Origin of the sequence: Bradyrhizobium cosmicum (assembly GCF_032290525.1) — a bacterium.
Classification (GTDB): Bacteria; Pseudomonadota; Alphaproteobacteria; order Rhizobiales; family Xanthobacteraceae; genus Bradyrhizobium; species Bradyrhizobium cosmicum_A.
The window spans coordinates 118,286-144,771 of the sequence record NZ_JASXTA010000007.1 but is presented as its reverse complement, the minus strand read 5'-3'; the positions used below and the strand labels follow the sequence as shown (position 1 = coordinate 144,771).

The 26,486-nt window shown below is 65.5% G+C and carries 25 protein-coding genes and 2 pseudogenes; 12 read left to right on the top strand and 15 right to left on the bottom strand.

What is annotated here, in order from left to right:
• The first annotated feature begins 107 nt into the window (after positions 1–107).
• From QSV46_RS15170 to QSV46_RS15145, 6 genes are all read left to right on the top strand, one after another.
• Positions 108–1,361, top strand: coding sequence for an MFS transporter (locus tag QSV46_RS15170; RefSeq protein WP_314952442.1), 1,254 nt, complete (start codon positions 108–110; stop codon positions 1,359–1,361).
• Positions 1,362–1,400: 39 nt separating this feature from the next.
• Positions 1,401–2,387 (top strand): MDR family oxidoreductase, encoded by a 987-nt coding sequence (locus QSV46_RS15165; protein ID WP_314952439.1) that lies wholly within the window; start codon positions 1,401–1,403, stop codon positions 2,385–2,387.
• Positions 2,388–2,499: 112 nt separating this feature from the next.
• Entirely contained in the window at positions 2,500–3,099 is a 600-nt protein-coding gene (locus QSV46_RS15160) for a hypothetical protein (protein WP_314952436.1), read from the top strand.
• A 154-nt stretch (positions 3,100–3,253) separates the two neighbouring features.
• A complete protein-coding gene (locus QSV46_RS15155) occupies positions 3,254–3,505 on the top strand; it encodes a DUF6894 family protein (RefSeq protein ID WP_314952434.1) in 252 nt (83 codons plus the stop codon).
• A gap of 503 nt (positions 3,506–4,008) precedes the next feature.
• Positions 4,009–6,165, top strand: a complete 2,157-nt coding sequence (locus QSV46_RS15150) for a methyl-accepting chemotaxis protein (RefSeq protein WP_314952432.1) — start codon at positions 4,009–4,011, stop codon at positions 6,163–6,165.
• Positions 6,166–6,472: 307 nt separating this feature from the next.
• Positions 6,473–8,161 (top strand): methyl-accepting chemotaxis protein, encoded by a 1,689-nt coding sequence (locus QSV46_RS15145; RefSeq protein ID WP_314952430.1) that lies wholly within the window; start codon positions 6,473–6,475, stop codon positions 8,159–8,161.
• A 4-nt stretch (positions 8,162–8,165) separates the two neighbouring features.
• Here QSV46_RS15145 and QSV46_RS15140 read toward each other — a convergent pair whose 3' ends face one another.
• The 6 genes from QSV46_RS15140 to QSV46_RS15115 all read right to left on the bottom strand — a co-directional run bounded on the left by QSV46_RS15140 (position 8,166) and on the right by QSV46_RS15115 (position 14,745).
• Positions 8,166–10,865, bottom strand: a complete 2,700-nt coding sequence (locus QSV46_RS15140) for a DUF2339 domain-containing protein (protein WP_314952428.1) — start codon at positions 10,863–10,865, stop codon at positions 8,166–8,168.
• A gap of 51 nt (positions 10,866–10,916) precedes the next feature.
• The gene (locus tag QSV46_RS15135) at positions 10,917–11,885 is read right to left on the bottom strand and encodes an NrtR DNA-binding winged helix domain-containing protein (RefSeq protein ID WP_314952426.1); all 969 of its coding nucleotides are present in this window, start codon (positions 11,883–11,885) and stop codon (positions 10,917–10,919) included.
• 19 nt (positions 11,886–11,904) lie between these two features.
• Complete coding sequence (locus QSV46_RS15130; RefSeq protein ID WP_314952423.1) at positions 11,905–12,411, bottom strand: protein tyrosine phosphatase; 507 nt, start codon at positions 12,409–12,411, stop codon at positions 11,905–11,907.
• Positions 12,412–12,647: 236 nt separating this feature from the next.
• Positions 12,648–13,262: an HD family hydrolase gene (locus QSV46_RS15125; protein WP_314952421.1), complete on the bottom strand. Its 615-nt coding sequence runs from the start codon at positions 13,260–13,262 to the stop codon at positions 12,648–12,650.
• The gene (locus QSV46_RS15120; protein WP_314952418.1) at positions 13,259–13,873 is read right to left on the bottom strand and encodes a DNA-3-methyladenine glycosylase I; all 615 of its coding nucleotides are present in this window, start codon (positions 13,871–13,873) and stop codon (positions 13,259–13,261) included. Before QSV46_RS15120 ends, QSV46_RS15125 begins: the two co-directional genes overlap by 4 nt.
• A complete protein-coding gene (locus tag QSV46_RS15115; protein WP_314952415.1) occupies positions 13,870–14,745 on the bottom strand; it encodes a folate-binding protein in 876 nt (291 codons plus the stop codon). Before QSV46_RS15115 ends, QSV46_RS15120 begins: the two co-directional genes overlap by 4 nt.
• A gap of 101 nt (positions 14,746–14,846) precedes the next feature.
• Between QSV46_RS15115 and QSV46_RS15110 the strand changes: the two genes are divergently transcribed.
• The 5 genes from QSV46_RS15110 to QSV46_RS15090 all read left to right on the top strand — a co-directional run bounded on the left by QSV46_RS15110 (position 14,847) and on the right by QSV46_RS15090 (position 18,928).
• Positions 14,847–16,181 (top strand): dihydroorotase, encoded by a 1,335-nt coding sequence (locus QSV46_RS15110; RefSeq protein ID WP_314952410.1) that lies wholly within the window; start codon positions 14,847–14,849, stop codon positions 16,179–16,181.
• Between the two features lie 165 nt (positions 16,182–16,346).
• The gene (locus QSV46_RS15105; RefSeq protein ID WP_314952407.1) at positions 16,347–17,216 is read left to right on the top strand and encodes a sulfurtransferase; all 870 of its coding nucleotides are present in this window, start codon (positions 16,347–16,349) and stop codon (positions 17,214–17,216) included.
• A 102-nt stretch (positions 17,217–17,318) separates the two neighbouring features.
• Positions 17,319–17,984: an RNA polymerase sigma factor gene (locus QSV46_RS15100; protein WP_314952406.1), complete on the top strand. Its 666-nt coding sequence runs from the start codon at positions 17,319–17,321 to the stop codon at positions 17,982–17,984.
• A gap of 91 nt (positions 17,985–18,075) precedes the next feature.
• A complete protein-coding gene (locus QSV46_RS15095; protein WP_314952405.1) occupies positions 18,076–18,597 on the top strand; it encodes a DUF4142 domain-containing protein in 522 nt (173 codons plus the stop codon).
• A gap of 13 nt (positions 18,598–18,610) precedes the next feature.
• On the top strand, positions 18,611–18,928 hold the full coding sequence (locus QSV46_RS15090) for a cupredoxin domain-containing protein (RefSeq protein WP_314952846.1): 318 nt from the start codon (positions 18,611–18,613) through the stop codon (positions 18,926–18,928).
• Between the two features lie 41 nt (positions 18,929–18,969).
• Here QSV46_RS15090 and QSV46_RS15085 read toward each other — a convergent pair whose 3' ends face one another.
• From QSV46_RS15085 to QSV46_RS15070, 4 genes are all read right to left on the bottom strand, one after another.
• Positions 18,970–19,236 carry a hypothetical protein gene (locus QSV46_RS15085; RefSeq protein ID WP_314952400.1) on the bottom strand — a complete coding sequence of 89 codons (267 nt, stop codon included), beginning with the start codon at positions 19,234–19,236 and terminating at the stop codon, positions 18,970–18,972.
• 143 nt (positions 19,237–19,379) lie between these two features.
• Complete coding sequence (locus QSV46_RS15080) at positions 19,380–19,757, bottom strand: TIGR02301 family protein (protein ID WP_314952397.1); 378 nt, start codon at positions 19,755–19,757, stop codon at positions 19,380–19,382.
• A 47-nt stretch (positions 19,758–19,804) separates the two neighbouring features.
• On the bottom strand, positions 19,805–20,239 hold the full coding sequence (locus QSV46_RS15075) for an NUDIX hydrolase (RefSeq protein WP_314952394.1): 435 nt from the start codon (positions 20,237–20,239) through the stop codon (positions 19,805–19,807).
• Between the two features lie 18 nt (positions 20,240–20,257).
• The gene (locus QSV46_RS15070) at positions 20,258–20,758 is read right to left on the bottom strand and encodes a hypothetical protein (RefSeq protein WP_314952392.1); all 501 of its coding nucleotides are present in this window, start codon (positions 20,756–20,758) and stop codon (positions 20,258–20,260) included.
• Positions 20,759–20,821: 63 nt separating this feature from the next.
• On the opposite strand from QSV46_RS15070, the gene QSV46_RS15065 reads away from it, so the two are divergent.
• Positions 20,822–21,586 (top strand): SOS response-associated peptidase, encoded by a 765-nt coding sequence (locus QSV46_RS15065; RefSeq protein WP_314952389.1) that lies wholly within the window; start codon positions 20,822–20,824, stop codon positions 21,584–21,586.
• A 319-nt stretch (positions 21,587–21,905) separates the two neighbouring features.
• Here the strand turns inward: QSV46_RS15065 and QSV46_RS15060 are convergent.
• The 5 genes and pseudogenes from QSV46_RS15060 to QSV46_RS15040 all read right to left on the bottom strand — a co-directional run.
• Positions 21,906–22,896: pseudogene (locus tag QSV46_RS15060) on the bottom strand (CaiB/BaiF CoA transferase family protein); the annotation flags it as partial.
• Between the two features lie 81 nt (positions 22,897–22,977).
• Positions 22,978–23,907, bottom strand: coding sequence for a glycine reductase (locus tag QSV46_RS15055; protein WP_314952386.1), 930 nt, complete (start codon positions 23,905–23,907; stop codon positions 22,978–22,980).
• Positions 23,908–24,012: 105 nt separating this feature from the next.
• A complete protein-coding gene (locus QSV46_RS15050) occupies positions 24,013–24,594 on the bottom strand; it encodes a GDP-mannose pyrophosphatase (protein WP_314952383.1) in 582 nt (193 codons plus the stop codon).
• 9 nt (positions 24,595–24,603) lie between these two features.
• Positions 24,604–25,043 (bottom strand): annotated as a pseudogene (locus tag QSV46_RS15045) (GNAT family acetyltransferase).
• On the bottom strand, positions 25,040–26,467 hold the full coding sequence (locus QSV46_RS15040) for an FAD-binding oxidoreductase (protein WP_314952380.1): 1,428 nt from the start codon (positions 26,465–26,467) through the stop codon (positions 25,040–25,042). Before QSV46_RS15040 ends, QSV46_RS15045 begins: the two are co-directional and overlap by 4 nt.
• Positions 26,468–26,486 lie beyond the last annotated feature (19 nt).

The following is a 26,486-nucleotide window of genomic DNA, read 5'->3' as shown; positions in this document are numbered from 1 at the left end:
CCTTCCTAGAACGCAACCGTTTTTGACTTGGGGTTTTCATGCATCTGCATTAAATGCCCTGGTCAGCGGCTGCCCATTCCGGACCCGCCAACGAGACGAGGAACACGATGTCGACTCAAGCTGGCGAGCTCGGTCCTGTCTCACGTTCCTCCTCCTGGCGCACGCCGGCAATCATCATTCTCTGCGGCTGCGCGATCGGGATGCTCGGCTTCGGCCCGCGCTCGGCGCTGGGCTTCTTCGTGCAGCCGATGAGCCACGAATACGCCTGGGGCCGCGACGTGTTCGGCCTCGCGATCGCCTTTCAGAACTTGCTGTGGGGACTGGGCCAGCCCGTCGCCGGCGCGGTCGCCGATCGCTTTGGCGTGTTCCGGGTGATGTGCGTCGGCGCTCTGCTCTATGCCGGCGGCTTGCTCCTGATGCGCTATTCCTCGACGCCGCTGTCGCTGAACATCGGCGCTGGCGTCATGGTCGGCTTCGGTCTCGCCGGCTGCTCGTTCAATCTGGTGCTGTCGGCATTTACCAAACTCTTGCCGGCCGAGAAGCGCGGCCTTGCGCTCGGCGCCGGCACTGCGGCGGGATCGTTCGGGCAGTTCCTGTTCGCACCGATCGGGGTGGCCCTGATCGACAATTTCGGCTGGCAGCAGGCACTCACCGTGTTCGGCTTCCTGATGCTGCTGATCATCCCGCTATCGCTGGCGCTCTCGACGCCGCCGGTCGCAACTACAGCAAAGGCGGCGCCCGCGGACGAGCAGACCTTCACCAGGGCGCTCGCGGAAGCCTTCGGCCATCGCTCCTACGTGCTGCTGGTGCTCGGCTTCTTCACCTGCGGCTTCCAGCTCGCCTTCATCACGGTGCATCTGCCGGCCTTCCTGGTCGATAGCGGCATCTCCACGCAAATCGGCGGCTGGGTGATCGCGGCGATCGGCCTGTTCAACATCATCGGCTCGCTCAGCGTCGGCTATCTCCAGAACAGCCTGCCCAAGCGCTACATTCTCTCCGTCATCTATTTCACCCGTGCGCTTGCGACGCTTGCCTTCATCTCGTTCCCGATCACGCCGTTCTCGGCGATTGCGTTCGGCGCGGTCTCCGGCCTGACCTGGCTGTCAACGGTGCCGCCGACCTCGGCGCTGGTCGCACTGATGTTCGGCACGCGTTGGTTCGCCACCCTCTATGGCTTCGCCTTCGTCAGCCATCAGGTCGGCGGCTTCCTCGGAGTCTGGCTAGGGGGCATCGTGTTCGAACGTTTTGGTTCCTACACGCCGATCTGGTGGCTCTCGATCCTGTTCGGCGTGCTCTCCGCGCTGATCAATCTTCCGATCGTGGAGAAACCGGTCCACCGGGCGGTTGCGCTGCCTGCCTGATCGGCTAAACATCGCTGAAACAAGTCAGGGAGTTCAGCCGTGGCCACATTCAAGGCGATCCGGATCGACAAGGCGGACAAGGGAACTACCGCGCAGCTCGCGCAGTTCGACGAAGCCGAGTTGATGGACGGCGACGTCACCGTCCGCGTCGAATGGTCGACGCTGAACTACAAGGACGGCCTCGCGCTGACCGGCAAGGCACCGGTGGTGCGCCGTTTCCCGATGATCGCCGGCATCGATTTCGCCGGAACCGTCGAAGCCTCCTCGCACCCGCAATGGAAGGCGGGCGACAAGGTCGTCTGCACCGGCTGGGGCATGGGCGAGACCCATCTTGGCGCCTACGCGGAGAAGGCGCGGGTCAAGGGTGACTGGCTGGTCGCCTTGCCGCAGGGCCTGTCGGCGCGCGACGCGATGGCGATCGGCACCGCCGGTTTCACCGCGATGCTGTCGGTGCTGGCGCTGGAGAAGCACGGTATCTCGCCCAAGAGCGGCCCGGTCGTGGTGACGGGCGCGGCCGGCGGCGTCGGCTCGGTCGCGACCGCCGTGCTGTCGAAGCTCGGCTACCACGTCATTGCGTCCACCGGGCGTGCCTCGGAAGCCGACTATCTCCAAGAGATCGGCGCGGCCGAAGTGATCGACCGCAACGAATTGTCGGCGGCCGCCAAGCCCCTCGCCAAGGAGCGCTGGGCGGGCGGCGTGGACAGCGTCGGCTCGACCACGCTGGCGAATCTGCTGTCGATGACGAGATACGGCGGCGCAATCGCGGCCTGCGGGCTGGCGGCTGGCATGGACCTGCCGTCGTCTGTCGCGCCCTTCATTTTGCGCGGGGTGTGCCTTCTCGGCATCGATTCGGTGATGTGCCCGATCGAGCCGCGGAAAGCTGTCTGGCAGCGTCTGGCATCGGATCTTGATCGGACGAAACTAGCTGAAATCACTCATGAAATTTCGCTCGACCAAGTTTCGGAGTGGGGCGCGAAAATCCTGGCCGGCCAAGTCCGGGGCCGCATCGTGGTAAAAATTGTCTAACGGCGTTCAGACTTTACCAACCAAGCTGCTTCAATGTCGCCATGGTTAGTATGGTAAGCAGCGGGTAAAGAGATAAGGCATAGCCCGCTGCGGGGTTGGTTCGGAGTTGAGCATGCTTGCGCGTATTGTGTTGGGGGCTGTCACGGCGGCAGCGACGTTTGCGCCGGCCATTGCTGGAAGCATGAACGCCGACGAGGCGCGCCGCTTCGTCGCCGGCAAGGTGTTCGCTTTCACCTGTTTCGACGGCACCCGCGGTGCAGGCCGCATCCTGGACGACCTCGGCGCCGCTGGCGCCGTGCAGTTCTCGGGCGCAGGCCCGGTGAAGCATCTTCGCCTGCCCGGCAACACGCTCCAGATTCGTGGCCAGAACGTCTGCGCCTCGATCAAGGGCATTCCGTTCGAGCCCTGCTTCAACCTGGAAAAGACCGATGATCGCAGCTTCCGCGGCTCGGTATCCGGGATGGGCTTCGCCTATTGCGACTTCCACCATCAGGGCGGCAATCAGATGCTGATGGCGCGTGCCGCCGCGCGTCCGCGCTCGCTGCGCTCTTCGGAGCACACCGGCTCGGTCGGCGCGTCCAACACCGAAGTCGCCGCGCGCGTCGAGACGCCGCGTGTCGAGAGCAGCCGGCTCGAGCCGGTGAAGTCGGAAGCCAAGCCGGAGCCCGCCAGGACCGAGGCTCCGCTGGAGCTGCGACGCTCGACACAGTGAATTGGCGGCGCGGGATCGTTCGCGCAATTTGTCATTGAAGCCATCCGCCGAATACGAAGCTGCTGCGCCGTAGTCATACGGACGGCGGCCTTCATGCGTTGGTAGCGACTCGCACCCCAGTTTGCGGCACGGCCGGGGGGCGCAAGGGTTCACGATGTCGCTGTACTTCTTCCGCATCAGCACGGGCCGCTATTCCGGCGCTGCCGACCACCCCTATGAGTTCGAGGATCGTGCCGCCGCCTGGACCGAGATGACCGAGGTCTGCGCCAATCTGCTCGGCGGCATCGCGCGCGGCCTGAAGCAGAATGCCGAGTGGCGCATGGAGCTGCTCGACGAGAACAAGGAGCCGGTGTTCCGGATCAGCCTCGTCGGTGAGAGTCAGAAGGCCAGCGACCGCGTCGACTAGAAACTCGGCATCCTGCCGCGTGTGATTAACCTGCCAAGCGCGCGGACCGTGCCATAAGACCGGCTCGGCGTCCTCGCAGGTGCTGGCGGCGGCGCAGTCGCTGTCCGGCGAAAGCAACCGCCTCAGGCTCGAGTTCGGCAAATTCCTCGATACCGTGCGCGCGGCGCAAATGGTCGCGCCGAGATTCTCGAGGCAGTTCGCGAGACGTCCGCCTCGTCGGGTGAGTCGCTTTCTGTCTTGTTCTCCCTGCGAACGCCGTGCGCCAGACTGCAGGGAGCCCGCGGCTGCAAAGGCGAACTGTGGCGACCTCAAGCTGCAATTTGCAACTTTTTCGCGAAATCAGCAATCGCGTTTCAATCATTTGGTTCAAAATCTCAGTAGTAGTGCCAAGTCCCCCGTTAATCAGAATAGGGACTTTGGCAGCTAGCTTCGCCGCAAGGACGATCAACGTCCATGCGGCCGGCAAGGACTTGGCTGCGTGTTTCCTATGGGGGAAACGGACCATGTTGAGTCTTGCCCAGAGTCAGCAAGCTCGAGCCAATGTCGCCGGCGCATCGAACCGGCTTGGACATGTTCGGATCGGCACAATTTTGCCAGCCATCATCGCAGCGCTGGTGCTGCTGGGGTTGGCCTCGGCGGGATTCGTCGCCTACCAGGCCATCGTCAAGAGGCAGGAGTCCCAAGCATTCCTGAAGGTCAATCGAGCTGCGCAACTGCTGCTGCGCAGTGCAGGACATTGGGCAATCGAACGCGGCATGACCAACGCGGCGCTGAAGTCTCCCGATGCCGTGAGCTCCGAGCGCCGCGCCGACATCGAGAAGGCGCGCGCTACGGCAGACGACGCCTTTCGCGAAGCCGTGCTCGCCATTCGTTCGATACCCGAAATGACGAGAGAACAAAGGCAGGTTGCGGACGCCGTGGGCAAAGTCGAGGCACTGCGCCTGTTGCGCGAGAAGGTCGATGGAAGTCTCGCGCGTCCACGCGCGGAACGGGCGCCCGACGTGATCGACGGCTTCGTTCCGGCGATTACCGACGTGATCGATGTTGCGAGCAACCGTTTGCGGCTGACGCTCGAAACCCTCACCAGCCCGCCTGTCGCAAGGCTGGCGCAACTGATCGGCTTGCGGCATCTTGCAGCCCAGATGGCCGAGAATGCCGGACGGGAGCGCGCCTTGCTGGCCGGGGCCGTCGGTGCGCATGCGAAGCTCGGCACGGAAGGCCTTGAGCGGCTGTCTGCGCTACGGGCAAAGGTAGAACTCGCGTGGGATACGATATTGCCGGTGCGGCTGCGCCCGGATCTGCCGGCGCAGATCGGGGACGCGATGACCGAGGTCGAGAATATCTATTTTGGTCTCTATGGTGAAACGCGCGCGCTCACGCTCGCCTCGGGACAAAGCGGCGACTACAAGATCACCGGTTCCGAATACTTTGCGCGGGCCACTGCCGGCATCAATGCGGTGCTGAAACTCGGCGAGGCCATTGGCGCGGTCGCCGGCCTGGAAGCCACGATGCAGGCGGAAGCCAGCGCGCGCAATTTCATGCTTACGGCTCTGTTGCTTTGTGCCTCTCTGCTGCTCGCGGGCCTCAGCTTCTGGATCACCTTCTCGCGGATTCTCAATCCGCTCTCAGCTATTTCGGGCGCGATGGGCCGGCTCGCCAACGGCGATCTTGGCACCGCGGTGCCCGGCACCAGCCGAGCTGATGAGGTCGGCGCGATGGCGCGTACAGTCGAAGTCTTCAAGCAGCACGGTCTTGAGGTCGAACGCATGCGTAGCGAGCAGGCGGAGACCGAGAAGCACGCCATGGCGCAACGCAGGGCCGAGATGCACGAGCTCGCGAATGGTTTCGAAAGTGCCGTCGGCGAGATCGTCGATACCGTCTCCTCGGCCGCGACAGAGCTGGAGGCTTCGGCCTCGACGCTGACCTCGACGGCGGAGCGTGCCCAGGAACTGACGACGATGGTGGCTGCGGCCTCCGAAGAAGCATCCACCAATGTGCAATCGGTAGCGTCCGCAACCGAGGAGCTGTCGTCCTCGATCACCGAGATCAGCCGCCAGGTGCAGGAATCGGCACGGGTCGCGAGCGAGGCGGTCAGCCAGGCCCGCACCACGACCGACCGCGTCGGCGAATTGTCCAAGGCTGCGGCACGGATCGGCGACGTGGTCGAGCTGATCAATACCATCGCCGGCCAGACCAATTTGCTGGCGCTCAACGCCACGATCGAGGCGGCGCGCGCCGGCGAGGCCGGCCGCGGATTTGCGGTCGTCGCCTCCGAGGTGAAGGCGCTCGCCGAGCAGACCGCGAAGGCGACCGGCGAGATCGGCCAGCAGATTTCCGGCATCCAGGCGGCGACGCAGGACTCCGTCAGCGCTATCGGAGCCATCAGCAACACCATCGAAAAGCTGTCGGAGATCTCGTCGACCATTGCGGCGGCGGTCGAGCAGCAGGGCGCGGCGACGCAGGAGATTTCCCGCAACGTGCAGCAGGCTGCGGCAGGCACCCATCAGGTGTCGTCCAACATCATCGACGTGCAGCGCGGAGCGGGCGAGACCGGCTCGGCATCCTCGCAGGTGCTGGCGGCGGCGCAGTCACTGTCCGGAGACAGCAACCGCCTCAAGCTCGAAGTCGGCAGATTCCTCGACACCGTGCGGGCTGCATGACGGCGGAGCACTTTGGACTCGGTGCGGGGTCCGCCGCGCCGAGTGTTGCACCGCAAGCGGCGCGCTCGCGTTGCGGTATGGGGTGCAGGTGCAGCTGCAACAGATGGTTGCAGAGAAAATAACGACGGCCGGGACTGTCCGGTAGTTTTACGTAGGCCCCTGTTAACGCCTGTTTGCAACTATGAGCGCAGTCTTACGGGATAAGAACCAGCCAGCATTGTTGGAATGACTTCCGCCCTGTCGTCCGTCGCGATGATGGTGGCGCGGGTGATTTGTGCGTTGCTGGGTATCATTGGGATTTGCTGTGATGTCGAAGTTGTCGATCGTCTTCAAGCTTCTGACCGTGCTGTCGGTCCTCGTGCTGTCGCTCGCGGGAGTCGGCGTGACGGCGATCGGCACCATGCAGAACATCAATTCTCACACCGTCGAGATCGCGGAGAGCTGGCTGCCGAGCGTGCGTGCGCTCGGCTCGCTTCGCGCCGACATCAACGAGCTGCGCGTCGCGCTTCGCCTGCACCTGATGCAGGAGACCGCCGAGGGCAAGGAGGCCGCCGAGAAGCGCCTCGCCTCGCTGCGCGAGCGCATCGAGAAGACCCGCACGGTCTACGAGCCGCTGATCACCGGTGCCGAAGAGCGCGCGCTCTATCAGCAATGGACCAAGGCGTGGGCCGAATATCTGAACGGCGTGCAGGACGTGATGGCGCTGTCGCGCAAGAGCGTCGGCCGCTTCCCGACCGATGCCAACGAGCTTCTGCAGACCAAGGTCGCGAAGATGGCCCAGGCGGCCGACCCGTTGCTCCAGAAGGGCATCGAGATGAACAATCGCGGCGCGGAACTGGAAACCAAACAGGCGGCCGACAGCTATGCCATGATCTTCCGCGTGCTGGTCGGCATCATCGTGCTCTCCGTCGTGATCGCGATCGGCGCCGCCTATTATCTGGTGCGCGACGTCTCGCGTGGCATCGCCTCGATCATCAAGCCGATGCAGTCGCTCGGCGAGGGCGACCTCTCGGCCGAGGTGCCGCATCGCGGCGAGAAGACCGAGATCGGTTCGATGGCGGATGCGCTCCAGATCTTCAAGGAAGCGCTGATCGCCAAGAAGGCCGCCGACCAAGCCGCTGCGGCCGACGCCGAGGCAAAGATCGAGCGCGGCCGCCGCGTCGACGCCATCACCCGCAAGTTCGAGGCCATGATAGGTGAGGTTGTCGGCACCGTGTCGTCGGCCTCGACCGAGCTCGAGGCCTCCGCATCGACGCTGACCAACACGGCGCGGCGCGGGCAGGAGCTCGCGACCGTCGTTGCTGCTGCCTCCGAAGAGGCCTCCACCAACGTGCAGGCGGTCGCATCCGCTTCGGAAGAGCTGTCGTCCTCGATCACCGAGATCAGCCGTCGGGTGCAGGATTCGGCGCGAATGGCCGCAGAAGCCGTCGAACAGGCGACGCGGACCAACGCGCGCGTCAATGAGTTGTCGCAGGCGGCCGCCCGCATCGGCGACGTCGTCGAGCTGATCAACACTATCGCTGGCCAGACCAATCTGCTGGCGCTGAACGCCACCATCGAGGCGGCGCGCGCCGGTGAGGCCGGCCGTGGCTTCGCGGTCGTCGCCTCCGAGGTCAAGGCGCTGGCCGAGCAGACCGCGAAAGCGACCGGCGAGATCGGGGCGCAAGTCTCCGGGATTCAGGCCGCGACGCAGGACTCCGTCAACGCCATCCAGGAGATCGGCGGCACCATCGAGCGGCTGTCGGAGGTTTCGGCCGCCATCGCCGCTGCCGTCGAGGAGCAGGGCGCCGCGACGCAGGAGATCTCTCGCAACGTGCAGCAGGCCTCGGTCGGCACGCAGGAGGTCTCGATGAACATCACCGACGTGCAGCGCGGCGCGATCGAGACCGGCGAAGCCTCGACCGAGGTGCTGTCGGCGGCGAAATCGCTCGCGACCGACAGCACCCGCCTCAAGGTCGAGGTCGCGCAGTTCCTGGATTCGGTCCGCGCCGCCTGACGCTCTACGTGCCTGCCTGCGGAGCCGGCGGTGGCGCGACCTGCCGCCGGAACAGGATGCGCTGGTAGAGCCAGCCGATCGCCACCAGCACGATGCCGAGGCACATGAACGACAGCGCGCGATAGACGCCCGTCAGCGTCGACATGTCGATCACGAAGGCTTTGAGGATCGTCAGCGCGATCACGACCGCCGACGCCAGCCGCGCCCGCTCCGAGTTGACGAGAATGCCGACGCCGAGCAGCACCACGCCGAAGCCGAGCCAGCCGATCGAATAGGTGTATTGCTCCGCACCCGTGGTGCCGCCGTAGAGCAGGACCGGGCCGTGATAGAAGCGGCGGATCTCCAGCGTCACGTAGCTGAGCGCGAACACCAGCGCGCCGCCCGCGATCGTGTTCGCATAGGCGACTGGGCGATGTCCGGCCACCGCATAGGACAGCAGCAGCATCAGCACGGCCGGCAGAGCGTAGCCGAGCAGCAGCAGGTTGAAGACGAGGCCCCCGACATTGACGCCGGAGAGCAGCAGCGGATTCTCCAGGATCAAGAGGCCGAACACGCTGATGATCCCGGCGATCGCGGTGAGCACGACCGCGCCGACATTGTGCACGATGCTGTGGCTGCGCAGCCACAACCGCTCCAGCCCGATCGCCATCGCGAGCATGACGCAGACTTGCAGCGCGAATTCGAGCAGCGAGGGCGCCGCCGTCATGCGGCCGCCGGTCGCAAGATGGCGAATTTCCATGAAGGCGAGCAGTGCCGTGAACAGGATCGCGGCGGTCTCCACCATCCGCAGCGGTGCGTCGTCGCCTCGGCGGCGCAGGAACACGCTCGCCGCCCAGAACGACGCCGCCGGCAGGCCATAGCCCCATAGCAGCCAGTTGAAGATCGGCGTGGTGCCGACCGCATCGCCGACGATGCGCGGATCATAGCCGATACGTGCCGTGACGATGCCCGCAAAGATGGCGGCCAGCCAGCGCAGGAACGGGATCGGCCGCTGCATCGAGATCCAGGCGGTGCCGAGCGACATCAGCGCCAGTGCAATCGTGAGCCAGCCCTTCTCCAGCGCAAACGTCAGCGCCAGCGCCAGCGCACCGAGCGTGCCGGTCGCGAACAGCGCGGTGGCGATTGCGACGCCCGGCCGGGTCTCACGCCGGGTCAGGGATTCGGTCGCAGCGCCAAAGGCGGCGGCGAGCAGCACGGCGAGGATGGCGAACGGGATCGAACGGTCGAGATGGGCAATGCGTGCGTAGAGTGCAACCAGGATCGCGATCGGGGTCGCAACTGCGGTCGCCGACCACACCACCGGAATGATCGCCGAATTCGAGCGGCCCTGCGCGAGAAAGCCGGCGATGCCGAAGCCGGCGGCGAAGATCGCGGCCATCACCAGATGAAGCGTCACCGCGCTGTCGATCGCCGTTGGCCCGACGCCGGCGATGGGCCCGCCCGGCAGCACCAGCATGTCCGGGTTGGCGCGCACCGCCCATTCGGCGAACACGATGAAGACGGTCGCCGCGGCCGCGCCGAGTGCCCCAGTGGCTGCGGGCGCCCGCCACGCGACGAACAGCGTCGCACCGACCAGCAGGGTGAAGGCGATCAGCGCGAGATCCGCATGCGCGCTCGACAGCACGATCAGCATCGCGCCGAACAGATAGGCGCCGAGCGAGCTCGACGAGACCGGCTCGATCTCGCCGTCCTCGACGGCCGGGCCGAACATGAAGCCGCAGACGACGAGCAAGGCCGCGAGCACGAAGCCTGCGATCACGTGGAAGGCGTGCGGCGCGACCTGCAGATCGCCGGTATCGAGGCCCGGGAAGATCCAGAGCACGGCGAAGGCGATCGTCGTGACCGCGAGCCAGCGCCACAGCCGGATTCGGGCGAGACCAAAACTCGCGGCGGTGACGATGGCGAGGTAGATATAGAGCGCCCAATAATCCGGCTTGCCGCTGGAGACGAGGATCGGCGTCACGAAGGCGCCGACCACGCCGAGGCCCGCGAGCGCGGGCCCGTGCAGCAGTGCTGCGGCAAGCGTGCCCATCGCAACGATGCCGAGCAGCACGAAGGCGGTCGCCGGCACGAGGAAACCGTAGAGCGCGTAGGCCGCATAGATGGTCGCGAACGCCACGGCTGTTCCGGCCGCGGTGAGAATCGCGGGGATATTGGCGATCGGCAGCGCCGCGATGTTGGAGATGCTCTCCTTCCGCCGCGACCATTCGCCGGAACCCAGCAGGGCCAGCGCGAACAGGCCGCCGAGGAATACGCGCACGCCGGGGCCGACGAGGCCGGCCTCGATCGAATAGCGCACCATGAAGAAGCCGCCGAGCGCGAGCGCAAGGCCGCCGATCCACACCACCCAGCGCGTGCCGAGCCGTTCCTCGAAGCCGGGCACCGGTGCGGGCGGCGGCGGTGCATCGGCCGCCGTGCCCGCTTCAAGCGGCGGCGAAGCTTCTTCGGTGACGAGCGGCGGTGGCGCTGCTGCAGCTTCGGGCGCGAGCGGCGGCGGCTCTGCTGGAGCTGTTGCGGGCGCCTCGGCCTGCACGACATAGGCGGGCATCGGCGGCGGCTGCACCGGCCGCTGCGCGTAAAACATCTCTTCGAGCGAGTTCAGCTTGCGCCGCAGCTCGGCCGCCTGGCTGGAAGCCTTGATCGCGATCAGGAAGGCGATAATCGCAATGATCAGCGCAAAGAAATCAAACGGGCCGTCGAACATGAAGCCTCCAGGCAGCCGGCGGGGAGGGGCCGGTCGCGAATCCTAAGGTCACTAGCGCCGGGAGCGCATGCGCAAGCCCGGCGCGGGCCGCTCCTGGAGTACGTCGCGGCGGAAGCGGTAGAGCGCGGCCGGCCGTCCGCCCGTCTGTGTCGACATCACCCCGGTCGGTTCGACCAGGGCTTCCGTTTCGACCAATCGGCGGAAATTCTGCTTGTGCAGGTGCCGGCCGGAGATTGCCTCCACCGTGTACTGCAGTTCGGTAAGTGTGAACTCGGCGGACAAAAGTTCAAACACCACAGGACGATACTTCAATTTCGCACGCAGCCGCGCGATTCCCGTGGCAAGAATCCGGCGGTGATCGAAGCGCATGGAGGTGCCGAGCACGGGCAGGGCGTTGCGCGCTATTGCCGCAGGACGGCCGTCGCGTCGTGCCTCCTCGATCAACCCAGCTTCGTAGAGCAGCTCGTAGCGGTCGAGCACGCGCTCCTCGTCCCAAGGCGCGCCGTCGAGGCCGAAATAGAACCGCACGCGATCCCTCCGCGGCAATGCGCGCGTGGTCTCCGGCGTCTCCTGATCGGCCCAATCGGTCAGCGCCGGAATGATGTCGCGGGCGATGATCGCGGGCGGCTCCTCGCGCCAGTCTTCCCAGGGCAGGAAGCGATACCATGGCTCGAAGCTCGCGCCGGTTGCCGCGAGCGCGCCGCCGACGGCACGCGTCAGCGCAAGATATCCGATCGACACCATATGCGCGCCGGTATCGCCGGCCTCGGCATGGCGGCCGCGATCGCCAAATGTATAGAGCTGCTCGACATAGCCGAGCCGCAAGCCGGCCTGTTCCTCGACCCAGGCGCGCAGGCCGATCTCGAAGGTGCGATGGCTCAGCGCATCAAAGGGACCGAACGGCAGGCCGGCCAGTCCGTCACTGCCGCGCGCGGTCAGGATCAGCGGCTCGTGATCCTCGATCGCGACGATCGCCGCGGTCAGGCCGATTTCGATCGGCGTCAGCAGCTTGTCGCTCATGAGGTGACGATCGCAGCTGTCATTCGAGCTCGATCACGAAGGGGCGGCCCTCGACCATCATCGCACCCGGGCCCATCTCGTCGAGCGCGCGCAGCATGCGGCCGTTGCGCCCCAGTGCGCGGTCAGCGAGGCCGACGATGCGCCGGTTGGGCGAGGCGATCGGCGAGGCCGCACGGATCTTTTTAGCGATCTCGATCTCGTCGCGATCCGGATTGAGCGCGCAGACCGCCGCGAACGCGCTCGCGGTGGAGCGGCTGATGCCGGCGTAGCAATGCACCACCAGCGGCGCGATGCGATCCCAGCCGCGCACGAAATTCAGCACCTTCTCGATATGCGCCTCGGAGGGCGCGACGAAGCCGTCCATCTCTTCCGTGATGTCGTCCATCGACACCTTGAGATGGTTGGCCGGCAGCACCGACACTGGCCGCGCGACCTGCTCGACATTGGCCATCACGGTCAGCACGTGGCTGGCCTTGGTGAGGCGGACGGTTTCGGGAAGGGCGGCGAGGGAACAGACGTGGATCATGGCGGACCTTTTTGCTGATTATAGCCGCGGCCGTAGGGTGGGCAAAGCATCCACATCGTCGTCCCGGACAAGCGTAGCGAAGCGGAGCGCAGATCCGGGACCCATAACCACAGGATTGGGTTCTGGTTAAGACTCGCGGTTGCCTGTTTTGCGCCGCAACGTCCCCCTGGGGTTATGGGTCCCCGCTTCCGCGGGGACGACGGCGAATGTGGGGCGCCACCAACCCAAAACAACGCTCACGCAAACACCGCGCCAAACCGCTCTAGAAACTGCTTCTCGGCCCGCGCCGCGGTCCAGGGCGTGAGATAGTCCCGCCGGACACTGTCGGAGAGGCCCGGGTCCTTGCCGAACAGGCGCCTCGCCTCGCTTTCGCTGAAGCCGGCAAGCTCGGTCGCCTCCAGATAGGCCGCGCCGCGATCGGCGGCCTTGATGGACTGCGTGATCTCCTCCGGCAACGCCGGCGGCAGGCCGAAGCGGATGTGGATGGCGCCGAGCAGGCGCTTCTCAACCGCCTTGTAATGGCCGTCCAGCACGGCCTTGAACGGCGAGATCATGTCGCCGATCACATATTCGGGCGCATCGTGCAGCAGCGCGGCAAGCCGCACGCGTCGGTCGACGCGCGGGTTCTCGTGCCGCATCACGGTCTCGACCAGCAACGTGTGCTGCGCGACCGAGAAGATGTGCGCGCCGGTGGTCTGGCCGTTCCAGCGCGCCACGCGCGCCAGCCCGTGCGCGATGTCGGCGATCTCGATATCGAGCGGGGAGGGATCGAGCAGATCGAGGCGCCGGCCCGACAGCATGCGCTGCCAGGCGCGGGACGCCGCCTCGCGTGCGGTCTTCTGCGCGGTCATTTGACCTTGAGGCGCGGCTTGCCGCAGCTTGCATGACAATGACAGTCGACGAGATGGTCGTTGACCATGCCGGTCGCCTGCATGAAGGCGTAGACGATGGTGGGGCCGACGAATTTGAAGCCGCGCGAGGACAGCTCCTTGGAGATCTGCACCGACAGCGGTGTCGAGGCTGGCACGCTCGCGGTGGTCTTGAAGTTGTTGACCTTGGGCCTTCCGTCCATGAAGTCCCATAGCAGTTTCGAGAAGCCCGGGCCCTTCTCCATGATCTCCAGATAGGACTTCGCGCTGAGGATCGTGCCGTCGATCTTGGCGCGGTTGCGCACGATACCGGCGTCGTTCATCAGCGCGTGGACTTTCTTGTCGTTGTAGCGCGCGATCTTCTCCGGCTGGAAATCGTCGAAGGCTTTGCGGAAATTGTCGCGCTTGCGCAGGATCGTGATCCAGGAGAGGCCGGCCTGAAAACCGTCGAGGATCAGCTTTTCGTAGAGCGCGCGGTCGTCATATTCCGGCACGCCCCATTCGGTGTCGTGATAGGCGACATAGAGCGGATCTTCGCCGGGCCAGGGGCAGCGCGTCTTTCCGTCGGGATGCAGTCGGGGCGCGCGGCTCATGCGATGGGCTGCTTCGTTGGAATGCGCACGACTTCGGGTTCGGCGAGTCTCACAACAAGGCCACCGGCGGTGAGCGGCTGGCCGGCATCGAGCGCATCGGCGACGCGGTCGATGCGCACCAGCGCGATGCCCTTGCCGTGCGCAGACGAGCCCATCGTGCCGACCGGCTTGTCGCCGGCCATGACACTGACGCCGGCCTCCGGCGAGAAGTCATCGAGCAGCACCTTCACGCTGCGGGTGCGCGCGGTGCCGCGATGCTGCATGCGCGAGACGACCTCCTGGCCGACATAGCAGCCCTTGTCGAAATCGACGCCGGCAAGCCGGTCCATGTTGGTCTCGTGCGGGAACGCATCGCTGTAAATGAAATCGAGCCCGCCGCGCGGCACGCCGAGCGCGATGCGGTGCGCCTCGTAGTCGGCCGCATCGACCAGTTCGGCCCCGATCAGATCGGACAGCGTCTGCTTGAGATCTTCGGGGATCAGGATGCGATAGCCGAGCTCGCCATTGCGCGGATCGGCGAAGGCGAGGTCCGGCTGAGCGGCAGGCTGGCCGTCCCAGGCCGCGAGCACGCCGAGATCGAGATTTTCCACGGTGACCTTGGCGCGCAGTTTGTAGAATTTGAGCTTGGTGGCGAGGCCCTCCGCCAGCGCTTTGGGGCAGTCGATCAGGAACCCGCCGCCGTGGCCCGCGGGCACCTCGGTGATCAGGAAATCGACGATGATCTTGCCCTGCGGCGTCAGCAGCGCGCCGAATCGCCCCAGGCCCGGCTTGAGCCTGTCGAGGTCGGTCGTAACGAGGCCGTTGAGGAAGTTGCGCGCATCCTCGCCTGCGACCTTGATCACGCCCCGTTCGGGAAGAAACGCTGATTTCATGCGAAAATCTCTTGCGACATGTTGCTCCGGAACGTAAGCCCGCGAGGCATAAACGACAAGACCTCGAGCCCCGCGCTTGGGGACGAGAGAGGCCTCTAGCCATGACCCAGCGTTTCGATGTGATCCTCAAAGGCGGCACTGTCGTCAACCAGGACGGCGAGGGTGTTCGCGATATCGGCATGGTGGGGGGCCGCATCGCCGAGCTGGGTTCGCTATCTCAAGCCAGCGCGGCGGAGGTGATCGACTGCAAGGGTCTGCACATCCTGCCCGGCGTGATGGATACGCAAGTGCATTTCCGCGAGCCCGGGCTGGAGCAGAAGGAAGACCTCGAGACCGGTTCGCGCAGCGCCGTGATGGGCGGTGTCACGGCCGTGTTCGAGATGCCCAATACCTCGCCGCTCACGGTGACCGAGGCCAACTTCACCGACAAGGTGAAGCGCGCGCATCACCGCATGCATTGCGATTTTGCCTTCTTCATCGGCGGCACCCGCGAGAATGTGCAGGACCTGCCGGTGCTCGAACGCGCGCCGGGCTGCGCGGGCGTCAAGGTGTTCATCGGCTCCTCGACCGGGGCGCTGCTGGTGGAGGACGACGAGAGCCTGCGCCGCATCTTCCAGGTGATCCGCCGCCGTGCCGCGTTCCATGCCGAGGACGAGTACCGCCTCAACGAGCGCAAGCCGCTGCGCATCGAGGGCGATACGCGTTCGCATCCGGTCTGGCGCGACGAGACCGCAGCGCTGATGGCGACGCAGCGGCTGGTCAAGCTCGCGCACGAGACCGGCAAGCGTATCCACGTGCTGCACATCTCGACCAAGGAAGAGATCGAATTTTTGCGCGACCACAAGGACGTCGCGTCCTGCGAGGCGACGCCGCATCATCTCACGCTGGTTGCGCCCGAATGCTACGAGCGGCTCGGCACGCTGGCACAGATGAACCCGCCGGTGCGCGGCGCCGATCACCGGGCCGGCATCTGGCGCGGCATCGAGCAGGGCATCATCGACGTGCTCGGCTCCGACCACGCCCCGCATACGCTGGAAGAGAAGCAGAAGACCTATCCGGCCTCACCCTCGGGCATGACCGGCGTGCAGACGCTGGTGCCGCTGATGCTCGATCACGTCAACGCCGGCCGCCTGTCGCTGGCACGGTTCGTCGATCTCACCAGCGCCGGCCCTGCGCGGCTCTACAACATGGCCTGCAAGGGCCGCATCGCTGCCGGCTATGACGCCGACTTCACCGTCGTCGACCTCAAGCGCAGCGAGACCATCACCAACAAATGGGTGGCGTCCAAGGCCGGCTGGACCCCTTACGACGGCGTGCGCGTCACCGGCTGGCCCGTCGGCACCTTCATCCGCGGCCGCCGCGTGATGTGGCAGGGTGAACTCGTGACGGCCTCGCAGGGCGAGCCGGTGCGGTTCCTGGAGACGCTGAAGCGGTAGGGCAATATTGCGCCGTCAACTCCGCTGTCATGCCCCGCGAAGGCGGGGCATCCAGTACGCCGCGGCCTCTCGATTCAAATTGACGCCTCTGGAATACTGGATTGCGCGCCTTCGCGGACAATGACAGTGTCGGGCAACCGACAGCCTGAACGTGGGGAAGCAACGATGGCCACGCCAACATCCCTCATCACCACCGAGCAGCTCGCCTCCATCCTCGGCAATCCCGACCTCCGCCTCTACGACTGCACGACCTACAACGAACCGGTCCCCCCCGGCAGCGACGTTCCGTATCGCGCAGTCCCCGGCGACAAGACGTTCGCGGCCGGCCACATCCCCGGCGCCGATCTCCTCGACCTGCAAGGCGAGTTCTCGGACACCTCCGCGCAACAGTTCTTCATGATGCCTGACATCGCCCAGCTGGAAGCCGCCTTCGGCCGCCACGGGCTCGACGCATCCAAGACGATCGTCCTCTACAGCATCGGCACCATGATGTGGTCGACGCGGTTCTGGTGGATGCTGCGGTCGCTCGGCGTCGATGCGCAGGTGCTCGATGGCGGCCTCGACAAATGGAAGGAGGAGGGCCGGCCGATCGAGACGGGCGCGCCGAAGGGGTATCCAGCCTCGACGTTCAAGGCCACGCCGCGCGCGGGCTTCTTCGTCGACAAGAATGTCGTGAAGGCACGGATCGGCGACCCCTCGACCGTCATCGTCAACGCCCTCGGGCCGCAATTTCATGAAGGCCGCGAGCCGAGCCGCTACGGCCGGCCCGGCCGCGTTCCCGGCAGTGTCAATGTTCCCGCGGCCACGCTCGTCAAAGCCGACAAGACGCTGACGAGCTTTGCCGACGCCGAAGCGAAATTCGCCGCGGCAGGCGTCACGCGCGACAAGAACGTGATCCTGTATTGCGGCGGCGGCATTTCGGCGACGATCGATTTGCTGCTGCTGACGCAGCTCGGCTACGACAAGCTGACGCTGTACGATGCATCGATGGGCGAATGGGCGAGGGATCCGGCGCTGCCGATCGAGACGGATTAAAGGTCCTTTTTCGGGAACGTTCTCGGCGGATGTGCATCCAATGTCCGAAAGAGGGAGGAGACGCCCGTGACCGCCACGCATCGCACCGCAACATTCCCGGCCGTGGACGCCGGCGCGCCCGAGGCGGAATTGATCCGCCGGGCCCAGGCCCGCGACGAGGCGGCGCTGCGCGCCATCATGCAGGCCAACAACCGCAGGCTCTATCGGCTCGCCCGTGGCATCCTGCGCAACGACAGCGAGGCCGAGGATGTGGTGCAGGACACCTATGTCCGCGCCTTCACGCATCTCGACGGCTTTCGTGGTGAGTCCGGCCTGTCGACGTGGTTGTCGCGCATTGCGATCAATGAAGCGCTCGGCCGGGTGAGAAGCCGCAAGCCAGACGTCGAGTTGGACACGTTGCCGGAAGCCGTGCTCGAAGCTCAGATCATCCGGTTTCCCCTATCGTCAGCATCAAGCGATCCGGAAAAGTCCATGGCCCAACGTGAGATTCAGCGTGTCGTCGAGCATGCGGTCGATGAATTGCCGGACGCCTTCCGCATGGTCTTCATCGCGCGTGTGATGGAGGGGATGACGATGGAGGAAACCGCGGAGTTGCTCGGCGTCAAGCCCGAGACCGTGAAGACCCGGCTGCACCGGGCGCGCACGATGTTGCGCGCGAATGTCGAGAAGAAGATCGGTCCGGTGGTGATGGACGCGTTCCCGTTTGCCGGCGAGCGCTGCGAGCGCCTCACCGAAACCGTGCTGAAGCGCCTTGGGGTCGGTGCGTAATATTCTTGGGAACGTTCGCGCGGAATTCGCATCCAACTCCCGTGCAAGCAACGCGCCGGCAAAGGCCCCGGCGCCACAGGAGTGTCAAATCATGTTCGTCAGATGGAGCGCGGCGATCGCTGCGGTCGCCCTTTTGTCCAGCCCGGCGCTCGCGCAAGGCGCCAAGCCGAGCGATCCGCAGATTGCGCATATCGCCTACACCGCAGGCGTGATCGACATCAACGCCGCCAAGCAGGCGCAGAAGAAGGCCAGGAACAAGGACGTCAAGGCATTTGCCGAGGACATGCTGCGCGATCACGAGGCCGTCAACAAGCAGGCGCTGGCGCTGGTCAAGAAGCTGAACGTCACGCCTGAAGACAACGACACCAGCAAGGCCCTGTCGAAGCAGGCGAGCGAGAAGCTGGCCGAGCTCGACAAGCTGGACGGCGCGGCCTTCGACAAGGCCTATGTCGCCAACGAGGTCGCCTACCACAAGGCGGTCAACACAGCGCTGGAGACCCAGCTGATTCCGTCCGCCAGCAATGCCGAGCTGAAGAGCCTGTTGCAGACCGGCCTGAAGATCTTTCAGGGCCATCAGCAGCACGCCGAGCACGTCGCGGCCGAGCTGAAGTAAGGAGTGCGTCATGATGTCGGGACGGCTGTCTGCGATCACCATGGCACTTGTTTTCGCGGCGATGGTCGTCCCGGCGCGCGCCGCGACGATCGAGATCACGATGGAGAATCTCGAAATGTCGCCGAAAGACGCTTCGGCGAAGGTCGGCGACACCATCGCATGGATCAACAAGGACGTCTTCGCCCACACAGCGACCGCTGGGAACGGCGATTTCGACGTGAACCTGCCGGCGAAAAAATCGGGGACGTTCGTTCTGAAGAAAGCGGGCACGGTCGAGTATTACTGCCGCTATCATCCCAACATGAAAGCGACGCTCAAGATCGAGCCGTGATGAATGGCCCCGCTCGTGTGGCGGGGCTGTGTCGGCAACGCCTACTGCCGGCAGATATCGACGGAGAACTCGCCGTTGCGGATGCGCCCCGGAAAACCCTCGACGAATTTCGCCACCGCGTCCTCGCCATAGGTGCCGACCAGCTCGGCGAGCGCCGCAAACAGGCTTGCCTGCGCCAGGCAGTCGCCGTCGACGCCGTCATGGCGCGCTTCGGCCCAGGCCTCGTTGAGATAGCTCAGTGCGGCCTGTTTCTGCTCGTGATCGGGCAGCGGCGCGCGGGCGGGGGCGTAGGAAATCGGCTGGCTCATGAAACTCGATCAGGGCTGGGGCGCGATCCACGGCGATGCGCTGTGCGAGAGGTGTAGCACGCGCGTTAACGACCGCTAGGCCACATCTTTAGGAACGGTTAATGGCGGTGGACAAAGTCGATGACGGGTTCCCGTCGCGCGTCTCAGTTCGCGTAACGCGCCGTGAGATCGCGCGAGATCTTCGAGCCTTCCTCGATATAGCGGCGGATCGCCACCGTCGCGGCCGGCGTGCAGCTCCGATAGGTCTGCTGGAAGCCGTTATAGCCGCGGTTGAAGCCGGCGATCATGCGGGTGCGGCGCTCGCCCGAGGGGGTTTCGGCATCGATCAGCGCCTGCATCTCGCTGCGCCATTTGTTGCCCTCGTTGGCCCCGCAGATGCCGCGCAGATAGTGCAGGCCGCCCAAGATCTCCGCCAGCCGTTGCAAATCGCCATCGAACGGCGCCGCACCGTCCTGCGCCCGGACGGGCGCGGAAGCGCAGGCGAGAATCAGGGCAAAAATGGCCAGAAATCGCGTGGACATCGGCGGGGTGTATGCCCCTTCACGCTGGTGGAAGCAAGGCGAGGCGGTCAGGACCCGGTAAGCCGGGCGGCGGCTTGAATGACCTCCTCCAGCCCTCCGGTCAGCTTGAGCTCGCCGAGGCCGGCCAGGGCGTCCGGGGCGATCCAGCGGTAATCGTCGAGTTCGTCGTTCAGGACTGGCTCCCGGGCCGCCCAGCGGGCGGCAAAGGACATGATCAGATAATGGCCGGCGCCGGGAGTGACCGGCAGCACCTCGCGCCAGCCGGCAAGGCCGATGATCTCGATCTCCAGGCCGGTTTCCTCGTCAACCTCGCGCATCAGGGCCTGGTGCAGCGATTCGCCGAACTCGACCCGGCCGCCCGGCAGTGAATAGAAACCTTTGGCGGGCGAGCGGGCACGGCGGGTCAGCAGCACCTTGCCGTCGCGAAAGATCGCGGCACTGACCGCGATCTGGGGACGGGTGGGCTGGATGACCGTGGCCATGACTTCACCTGTTCTGGCCTAGTTCGCCATGATGGTGTCGACGTCGGCTTCCGCCCCGCCATTGATGATGCCGCCGCAGGCGGCGATCAGCGGCTTGACCCAGAGGGCGGCCTGCTCGGCCAGACGGACGCGGGTCGTGTCCTTGTCGACCTCGCGCATGGCCGAGCCGACCGCCGACAGGATCGAGGTCATCGTGTCGGTGATGTGGTCGAACTGGGCCCGCACGTTGGGATCGGCCTTCTCATAAGCCTCGATTGCCAGATCCCGTGCCTTGAAGTTCGACGCCGTGAAATGCTCGGCGTAGGACAGCGGGGACCAGGTCAGAAAATCTTCCGCGCATTCCGGCATGTCCGGGACCATTTCCAGCAGCATCACGGCTTCATTGAAATGGTTGAGATAGTCGGTGGCAAGCCCAGTCCGCGGGTTGATGTTGGCCACGCGCAGCCGTTCGGCCCAGGCGGCAGCCTCGGGGCCCGTCTGTACGTGCGTCCGCGCGGGTTGGGAGGCCGTTGAGCTCATCTGCCGCAGTGTTAACGTTGTGGGTTAAAAGGACCTGAACGAACCCTATATGGACGCCCAGGGATGTGTGGACGCTTTGTCATAACTTCGGCCCCCGCGGCTTTGCGGCAACTGTTCGGCTATGTCGAGCAGCCGAACTTCCCGCCCCGATACAACGTCGCCCCGACGCAACCGATTCCGGTCGTATGGATCGAAAACGGCGCGCGCCATTTCCGGCTGATGCGCTGGGGCCTGTTGCCGGGCTGGGTCAAGGATCCCCGCGGATTTACGCTTCTGATCAATGCCCGCTCGGAGACCGTGCTGGAGAAACCCGCCTTCAAGAACGCGATTCGCCGGCGGCGCGGCCTGATCCCAGCCGACGGCTATTACGAGTGGAAGGCGGAGGGCGGCCGCAAGCAGCCCTTCTTCATCCATCGCGCTGATGGCACGCCCCTGGGGTTCGCTGCAGTGTTCGAGACCTGGGCCGGGCCGAACGGCGAGGAACTCGACACGGTCGCCATCGTCACGGCGGCAGCAAGCGAGGATCTTGCCGGGTTGCATGACCGCGTGCCCGTCACCATCAGCCCGCGCGATTTCGAGCGCTGGCTCGATTGCCGCGGCGATGAGCTCGAGGGAATTTTGCCGCTGATGGCGGCCCCGCGCATCGGCGAATTCGCCTGGCACCCGGTTTCAACCCGCGTCAACCGCGTCGCCAATGACGATGACCAGCTGCTCTTGCCGATCAGCGCGGAGGAGATGGAGGCGGAAGCAGAGGCCGCGAAGCCGAAGAAGGCGGTGCGGAAAGCCGCGGGTGGATCGGCCGATGACGGGCAGGGGTCGCTGTTTTAGCCAGGTACTCCGCTGTCATCCCGGACAAGCGCGCCTAAAGCGCGCGCCGATCCGGCCCATCGCCGCAGGAAGAGGTTATGATGCGAGACGGCGACCACGAGTCTTGGCAAAACTGAATCCTGTGGTTATGGCTCCCGGATCTGCGCTGACGCTTGTCCGGGACGACAGGTGAGTTTGTAGCCGCTCTTCAAACAATCTCCCGCGCCCGCAGCGCCGCGATTTCCGCCGCATCGAAGCCCAGCTCGCCCAGCACAGCATCGGTATCCGCGCCCAGCTCCGGCGCCATCCGGTCCAGCTTGCCGCTGCCATGGGCGAGCTTGAATCCGCTGCCGGCGAAACGAAGCCGGCCGTAGGGCGTGTCCAGCTCCTGGATCGCGCCGCGTGCCTTGATCTGCGGATGATCGATCACTTCCTCGACCTTCCAGATGCTGGCGCAGGGCGCGCCGGCGTCTTCCAGGATCGTTTCCCATTCCCGCGCAGGCCGTTTCGCGAGCGCCTCTTCGATGATGGCGCGTAGCGCTGGTTCGTTCGCGTTGCGCGCAAACCAGTCGGCGAAGCGCGGATCGCTCAGCGTGTCCTCGCGGCCGAGCGCAGCCATCAGCGCGCGGTACTGCCTCTCGTTGTTGACCGCGAGCAGGATGTGGCCGTCGCCGCATTTGAACAAATTCGCCGTGGTCCTGCGGCTCACGGCTTGATTGCCTGACAACTGTTGCCGATGACCGGCCACCGACCAGTCCGCGATCTGCCCCGAGAGAAACGCCAGCGTCGCCTCCAGCATGGAGACGTCGATGAACTGGCCCACTCCGGTGCGGTCGCGCTGGTACAGCGCGCTCGACACCCCGAACGCAGCGGTTGCACCGGAGAGCACATCGCAGACCGCAAAGCCGGCGCGCGTCGGCCCCGTCTCGGGATGGCCTGATATCGCCATGATGCCCGACAGCGCCTGCATCTTGCCGTCATAGCCGGGCCGCAGCCGATCCGGTCCGGTCTGGCCGAAACCCGATACCGCGCAATAGATCAGTTTTGGATTGATCGCCGACAGCGCCTCATAGCCGATGCCGAGCTTGTCCATCACGCCCGGGCGAAAATTCTCCATCACGACGTCCACCTGCGCCGCGAGCTTCTTCACGATTGCGACGGCGTCCGGCTTTTGCAGGTCGAGCGTCAGGCTGCGCTTGTTGCCGTTGATGGCCTGGAATGCCGGCGCCAGCCCGCGCTCGGCCCATGTCCTCGCCCTCGCGCCGCTCGACCTTGATGACGTCGGCGCCGAGCAGCGCGAGCTGGTAGCTCGCATAGGGGCCGGCCAGCACTTGTGTGAAGTCCAGTATCTTCACGCCCTCGAACGGTCGCGTCACGTCGCTCTCCCTTTTTGTCTTGCTTGTCGGAGGACGTCAGGCGGCGCGGTTGCCGCGCGCGATCTCCTTCTGCTTGTCGAATTCGGCGCGGCGGCGTGCCAGCTCTTCCGGCGAAAGCTGCGCGACGTTGTTGTAGTCGAGCTTCCAGGAGGCGTCCTCGCTCCAGCGCAGCGGCGATTGCATGGTCGTCTGCGGGCCGCTCGCGGTCTCCAGCAGCTTGAACGCCAGCTCGAGCGTCTGTGCCTGCGAGGCGACGTCGTGCGGCTTGCCGGCGGAATTGCCGAGCGGGAAGTCCGAGAACAGGAACCGAGGCACGGCGGCGTGCTCGATGATGTCCTTGGCGCAGCCCATCACCACGGTCGGAATGCCGTTCCGCTCCAGGTGTCGCGCCACCAGCGCCGTGGTCTGGTGGCAGACCGGGCAGTTCGGCACCAGCACGGCAACGTCGACCTTGTCGGCGAGACAGCGCGCCAAAATCTCCGGCGCGTCGGTGTCGAGCGTGACGCGATGGCTGCGATTGGTCGGCGCGCCGAAGAAGCGCGGGGCAACCTCGCCGATGCGGCCGGCAGCGCTGGCCGTCAAGAGCTGCGGCAGCGGAAACCAGGTGCCGTTGTCGGTGGCCGAGGTGTGCTTGCGGTCGTAGCCGATATGCGAGATGCGCAAATCGTGCTGCTTCGCGGTATCGCCATCATAGACCTGGTAGAATTTCGCGCCGCCGTTATACGCCGCGCCCGGCCCCTGGTCGCCCTTGGTCGGATCGTAAGGCGCGGCGGTGGTGATGATCGTGACGCGCGACTGCGACAGCTTCTTCTTCAGCGGCTGGAACGGCGCCTCGGTGTAATGCGCCCAGCGATACGCCGTGGTGTAGCCGATCGCGGCGTAATACTCGCGCGTGCGCTGCATGTAGGGAATGGGGGCATCATAGTCGGGCGCAAAGCCGAATTCGTCGTCGCGCGGTGCGGACATGGGCGCGTCTCCTGGTTCTTGATTAGAGCCAGACTAGAGATAGTTGGCGGTCAGCTCAACAGGCCCCATGGCCGCGCAGGTCAGAATTGCAGGCCGCGGGTGGGGCTACCGAAACACATGCAGCGCCACATATTGCAGCAGCATGATCGCCTTGGCGTCGATGATCCGTCCATCCGCGATCATGGCCAGGGCCTCGTCGATGGAGAGCTCCAGCACCTCGATGTCCTCGCCCTCGTGCTCCAGGCCGCCGCCGTCGCTGACGCGCATCTCCCGCTCGTACTCGGCGATGAAGAAATGCAGTTTTTCGGTGATCGCGCCGGGGCTCATGAAGGCCTCGAACACCTTTTCGACGTGGTGCAGGCGATAGCCGGTTTCCTCCTCGGCCTCGGCGCGGATGCGCACCTCCGGGGCGGCATCGTCGAGCACGCCGGCGGCGGCTTCGATCAGCAGATCGTCGTAGCCGCGAATGAAGGCCGGCAGGCGGAATTGCTTCACCAGGATCACCGTCTGCCGCGCGAGATTATACGGCAGCACGGCGGCTGCGTTGTCGCGCTCATAGGTCTCGCGGTGCTGCGTCTGCCACTCGCCATTGGCGCGCCGGTACTCGAACGTGGTGTTCTTCAGGGGCGTCCAGTTGTTCGAGAGCACGCGGACGTCCTTGATGCGGACGCGGTCGGAAATGGTCATGGCAGGATCTCAGTTGCTTGGCGTGGTCGCGCGGCCGTCGAGCCACTTCTGGAACATCACGGAGGTGGATTCCGTAAAGCCCAGCGACCCGTAGAAGGCGTTGGCCTGCTCATTCCCGCGGCGGACCAGGAGCTGCAGCTTCGCAATGCCGGCACTCCGCAGCCAGTCCTCGGCGGCCGCCATGATCAGGCGGCCGTAGCCGCGCTTCTGGCAGTCGGGATCGACCGCGACGTAATAGACCCAGCCGCGATGGCCGTCATGGCCGACCATGGCCGTCGTGACGACCGCGCGGCCATCGCGGCCGACCACGTCGAATTGTCGCGCCGCCGCGCCAGCGCGATGTCGGCATGTGGATCGTTCCACGGCCGGGTCAGGCCGCAGCGCTGCCACAGCGCGACCACCGGCTCGACGTCGGCGTCGGTGATCGCGTCGATCTTGAGAGTGCTCACAGCACCTTCCCCGGATTCATGATTCCCTGCGGATCCAGCATCGCCTTGATCGCGCGCATCAGCTCGATCGCGGTCTTGTCCTTCACCTCGGGCAGCTCGTCGCGCTTGAGAACGCCGATGCCGTGCTCGGCCGAGATCGATCCGCCCATGCGCAGCACGATCTCGAACACGACCGCGTTCATCTCGTGCCAGCGCGCCAGGTAATCGGCGGTGTCGGCGCCGATCGGCTGGCTGACATTGTAGTGCAGATTGCCGTCGCCGAGATGGCCGAACGGCACCGGTCGCGCGCCCGGGATCAGTTTTACGACGGCGGCATTGGCCTCGTCGATGAAGGCGGGGACGGCGGCAACCGGCACGGAGATGTCGTGCTTGATCGAGCCGCCCTCGGGCTTCTGCGCCGACGACATCTCCTCGCGCAGCTTCCAGAAGCCGTTGCGCTGGGATAGGTTGGCCGCGATCACGGCGTCGTCGACGATCTCCTCCTCCATGGCGCGGGCCAGAATCGTCTCCAGCGGCGTGCGGGCGTCGTCGCTAGGGGAGGACAATTCCATCAGCACGTACCAGGGATGCTTGGCTTCAAGCGGATCGCGCACGTCGATGCCGTGGCGGACCGAGAAATCGACCGCCATCTCCGAGAGCAGCTCGAAGCTCGTCAGCGCATTGGCGGCTTCGCCTTGCGCGATCGTCAGCAGCTTCAGCGCCGCTTCCGGCGATTTCAACCCGACGAAGGCGGTCTCGATCGCCCGCGGCTTCGGAAACAGTTTCAGCGTCGCCGCCGTGATGATGCCGAGCGTGCCTTCCGCGCCGATGAAGAGGTTGTGCAGATTGTAGCCGGTGTTGTCCTTCTTCAGCTTCGACAGCACGTTGAGCACGCGCCCGTCGGCGAGCACCACCTCGAGCCCCAGCGCCATCTCGCGCGCGACGCCATAGGCGAGCGCCGCCGTGCCGCCGGCATTGGTCGAGAGGTTGCCGCCGATGGTGCAGCTCCCTTCCGCACCCAGCGAGAGCGGAAACAGCCGGTCCACCTCCGCCGCCTTCGCTTGCGCGATCTGCAGCACCACGCCGGCCTCGCAGGTCATGGTGTTGGAGGCGGTGTCGACCTCACGGATCTTGTCGAGCCGGCGCAGCGACACCACCACCTCGCCATTGTGTGGCGTCTGCCCGCCGACGAGTCCGGTGTTGCCGCCCTGCGGCACCAGCGCGATTCTGTGCGCGGAGGCGAGCTTGCAGATCGCGGAGACTTCCGCCGTCGAGCCCGGCCGCAGCACCAGCGGTGAGCGGCCGTGGAACAGGTTGCGCTCCTCGGTGACGTAGGCCTCGATGTCGGCCGTGTCCGTGATCGCATGGCGCTCGCCGACAATTTTGCGGAATTGCGCGATCAGCTCGGGCGCAAGCGGAGCGGTGGCAGGCTTGTTGATGTTCATTGTCTCGTCTCTACTTCGC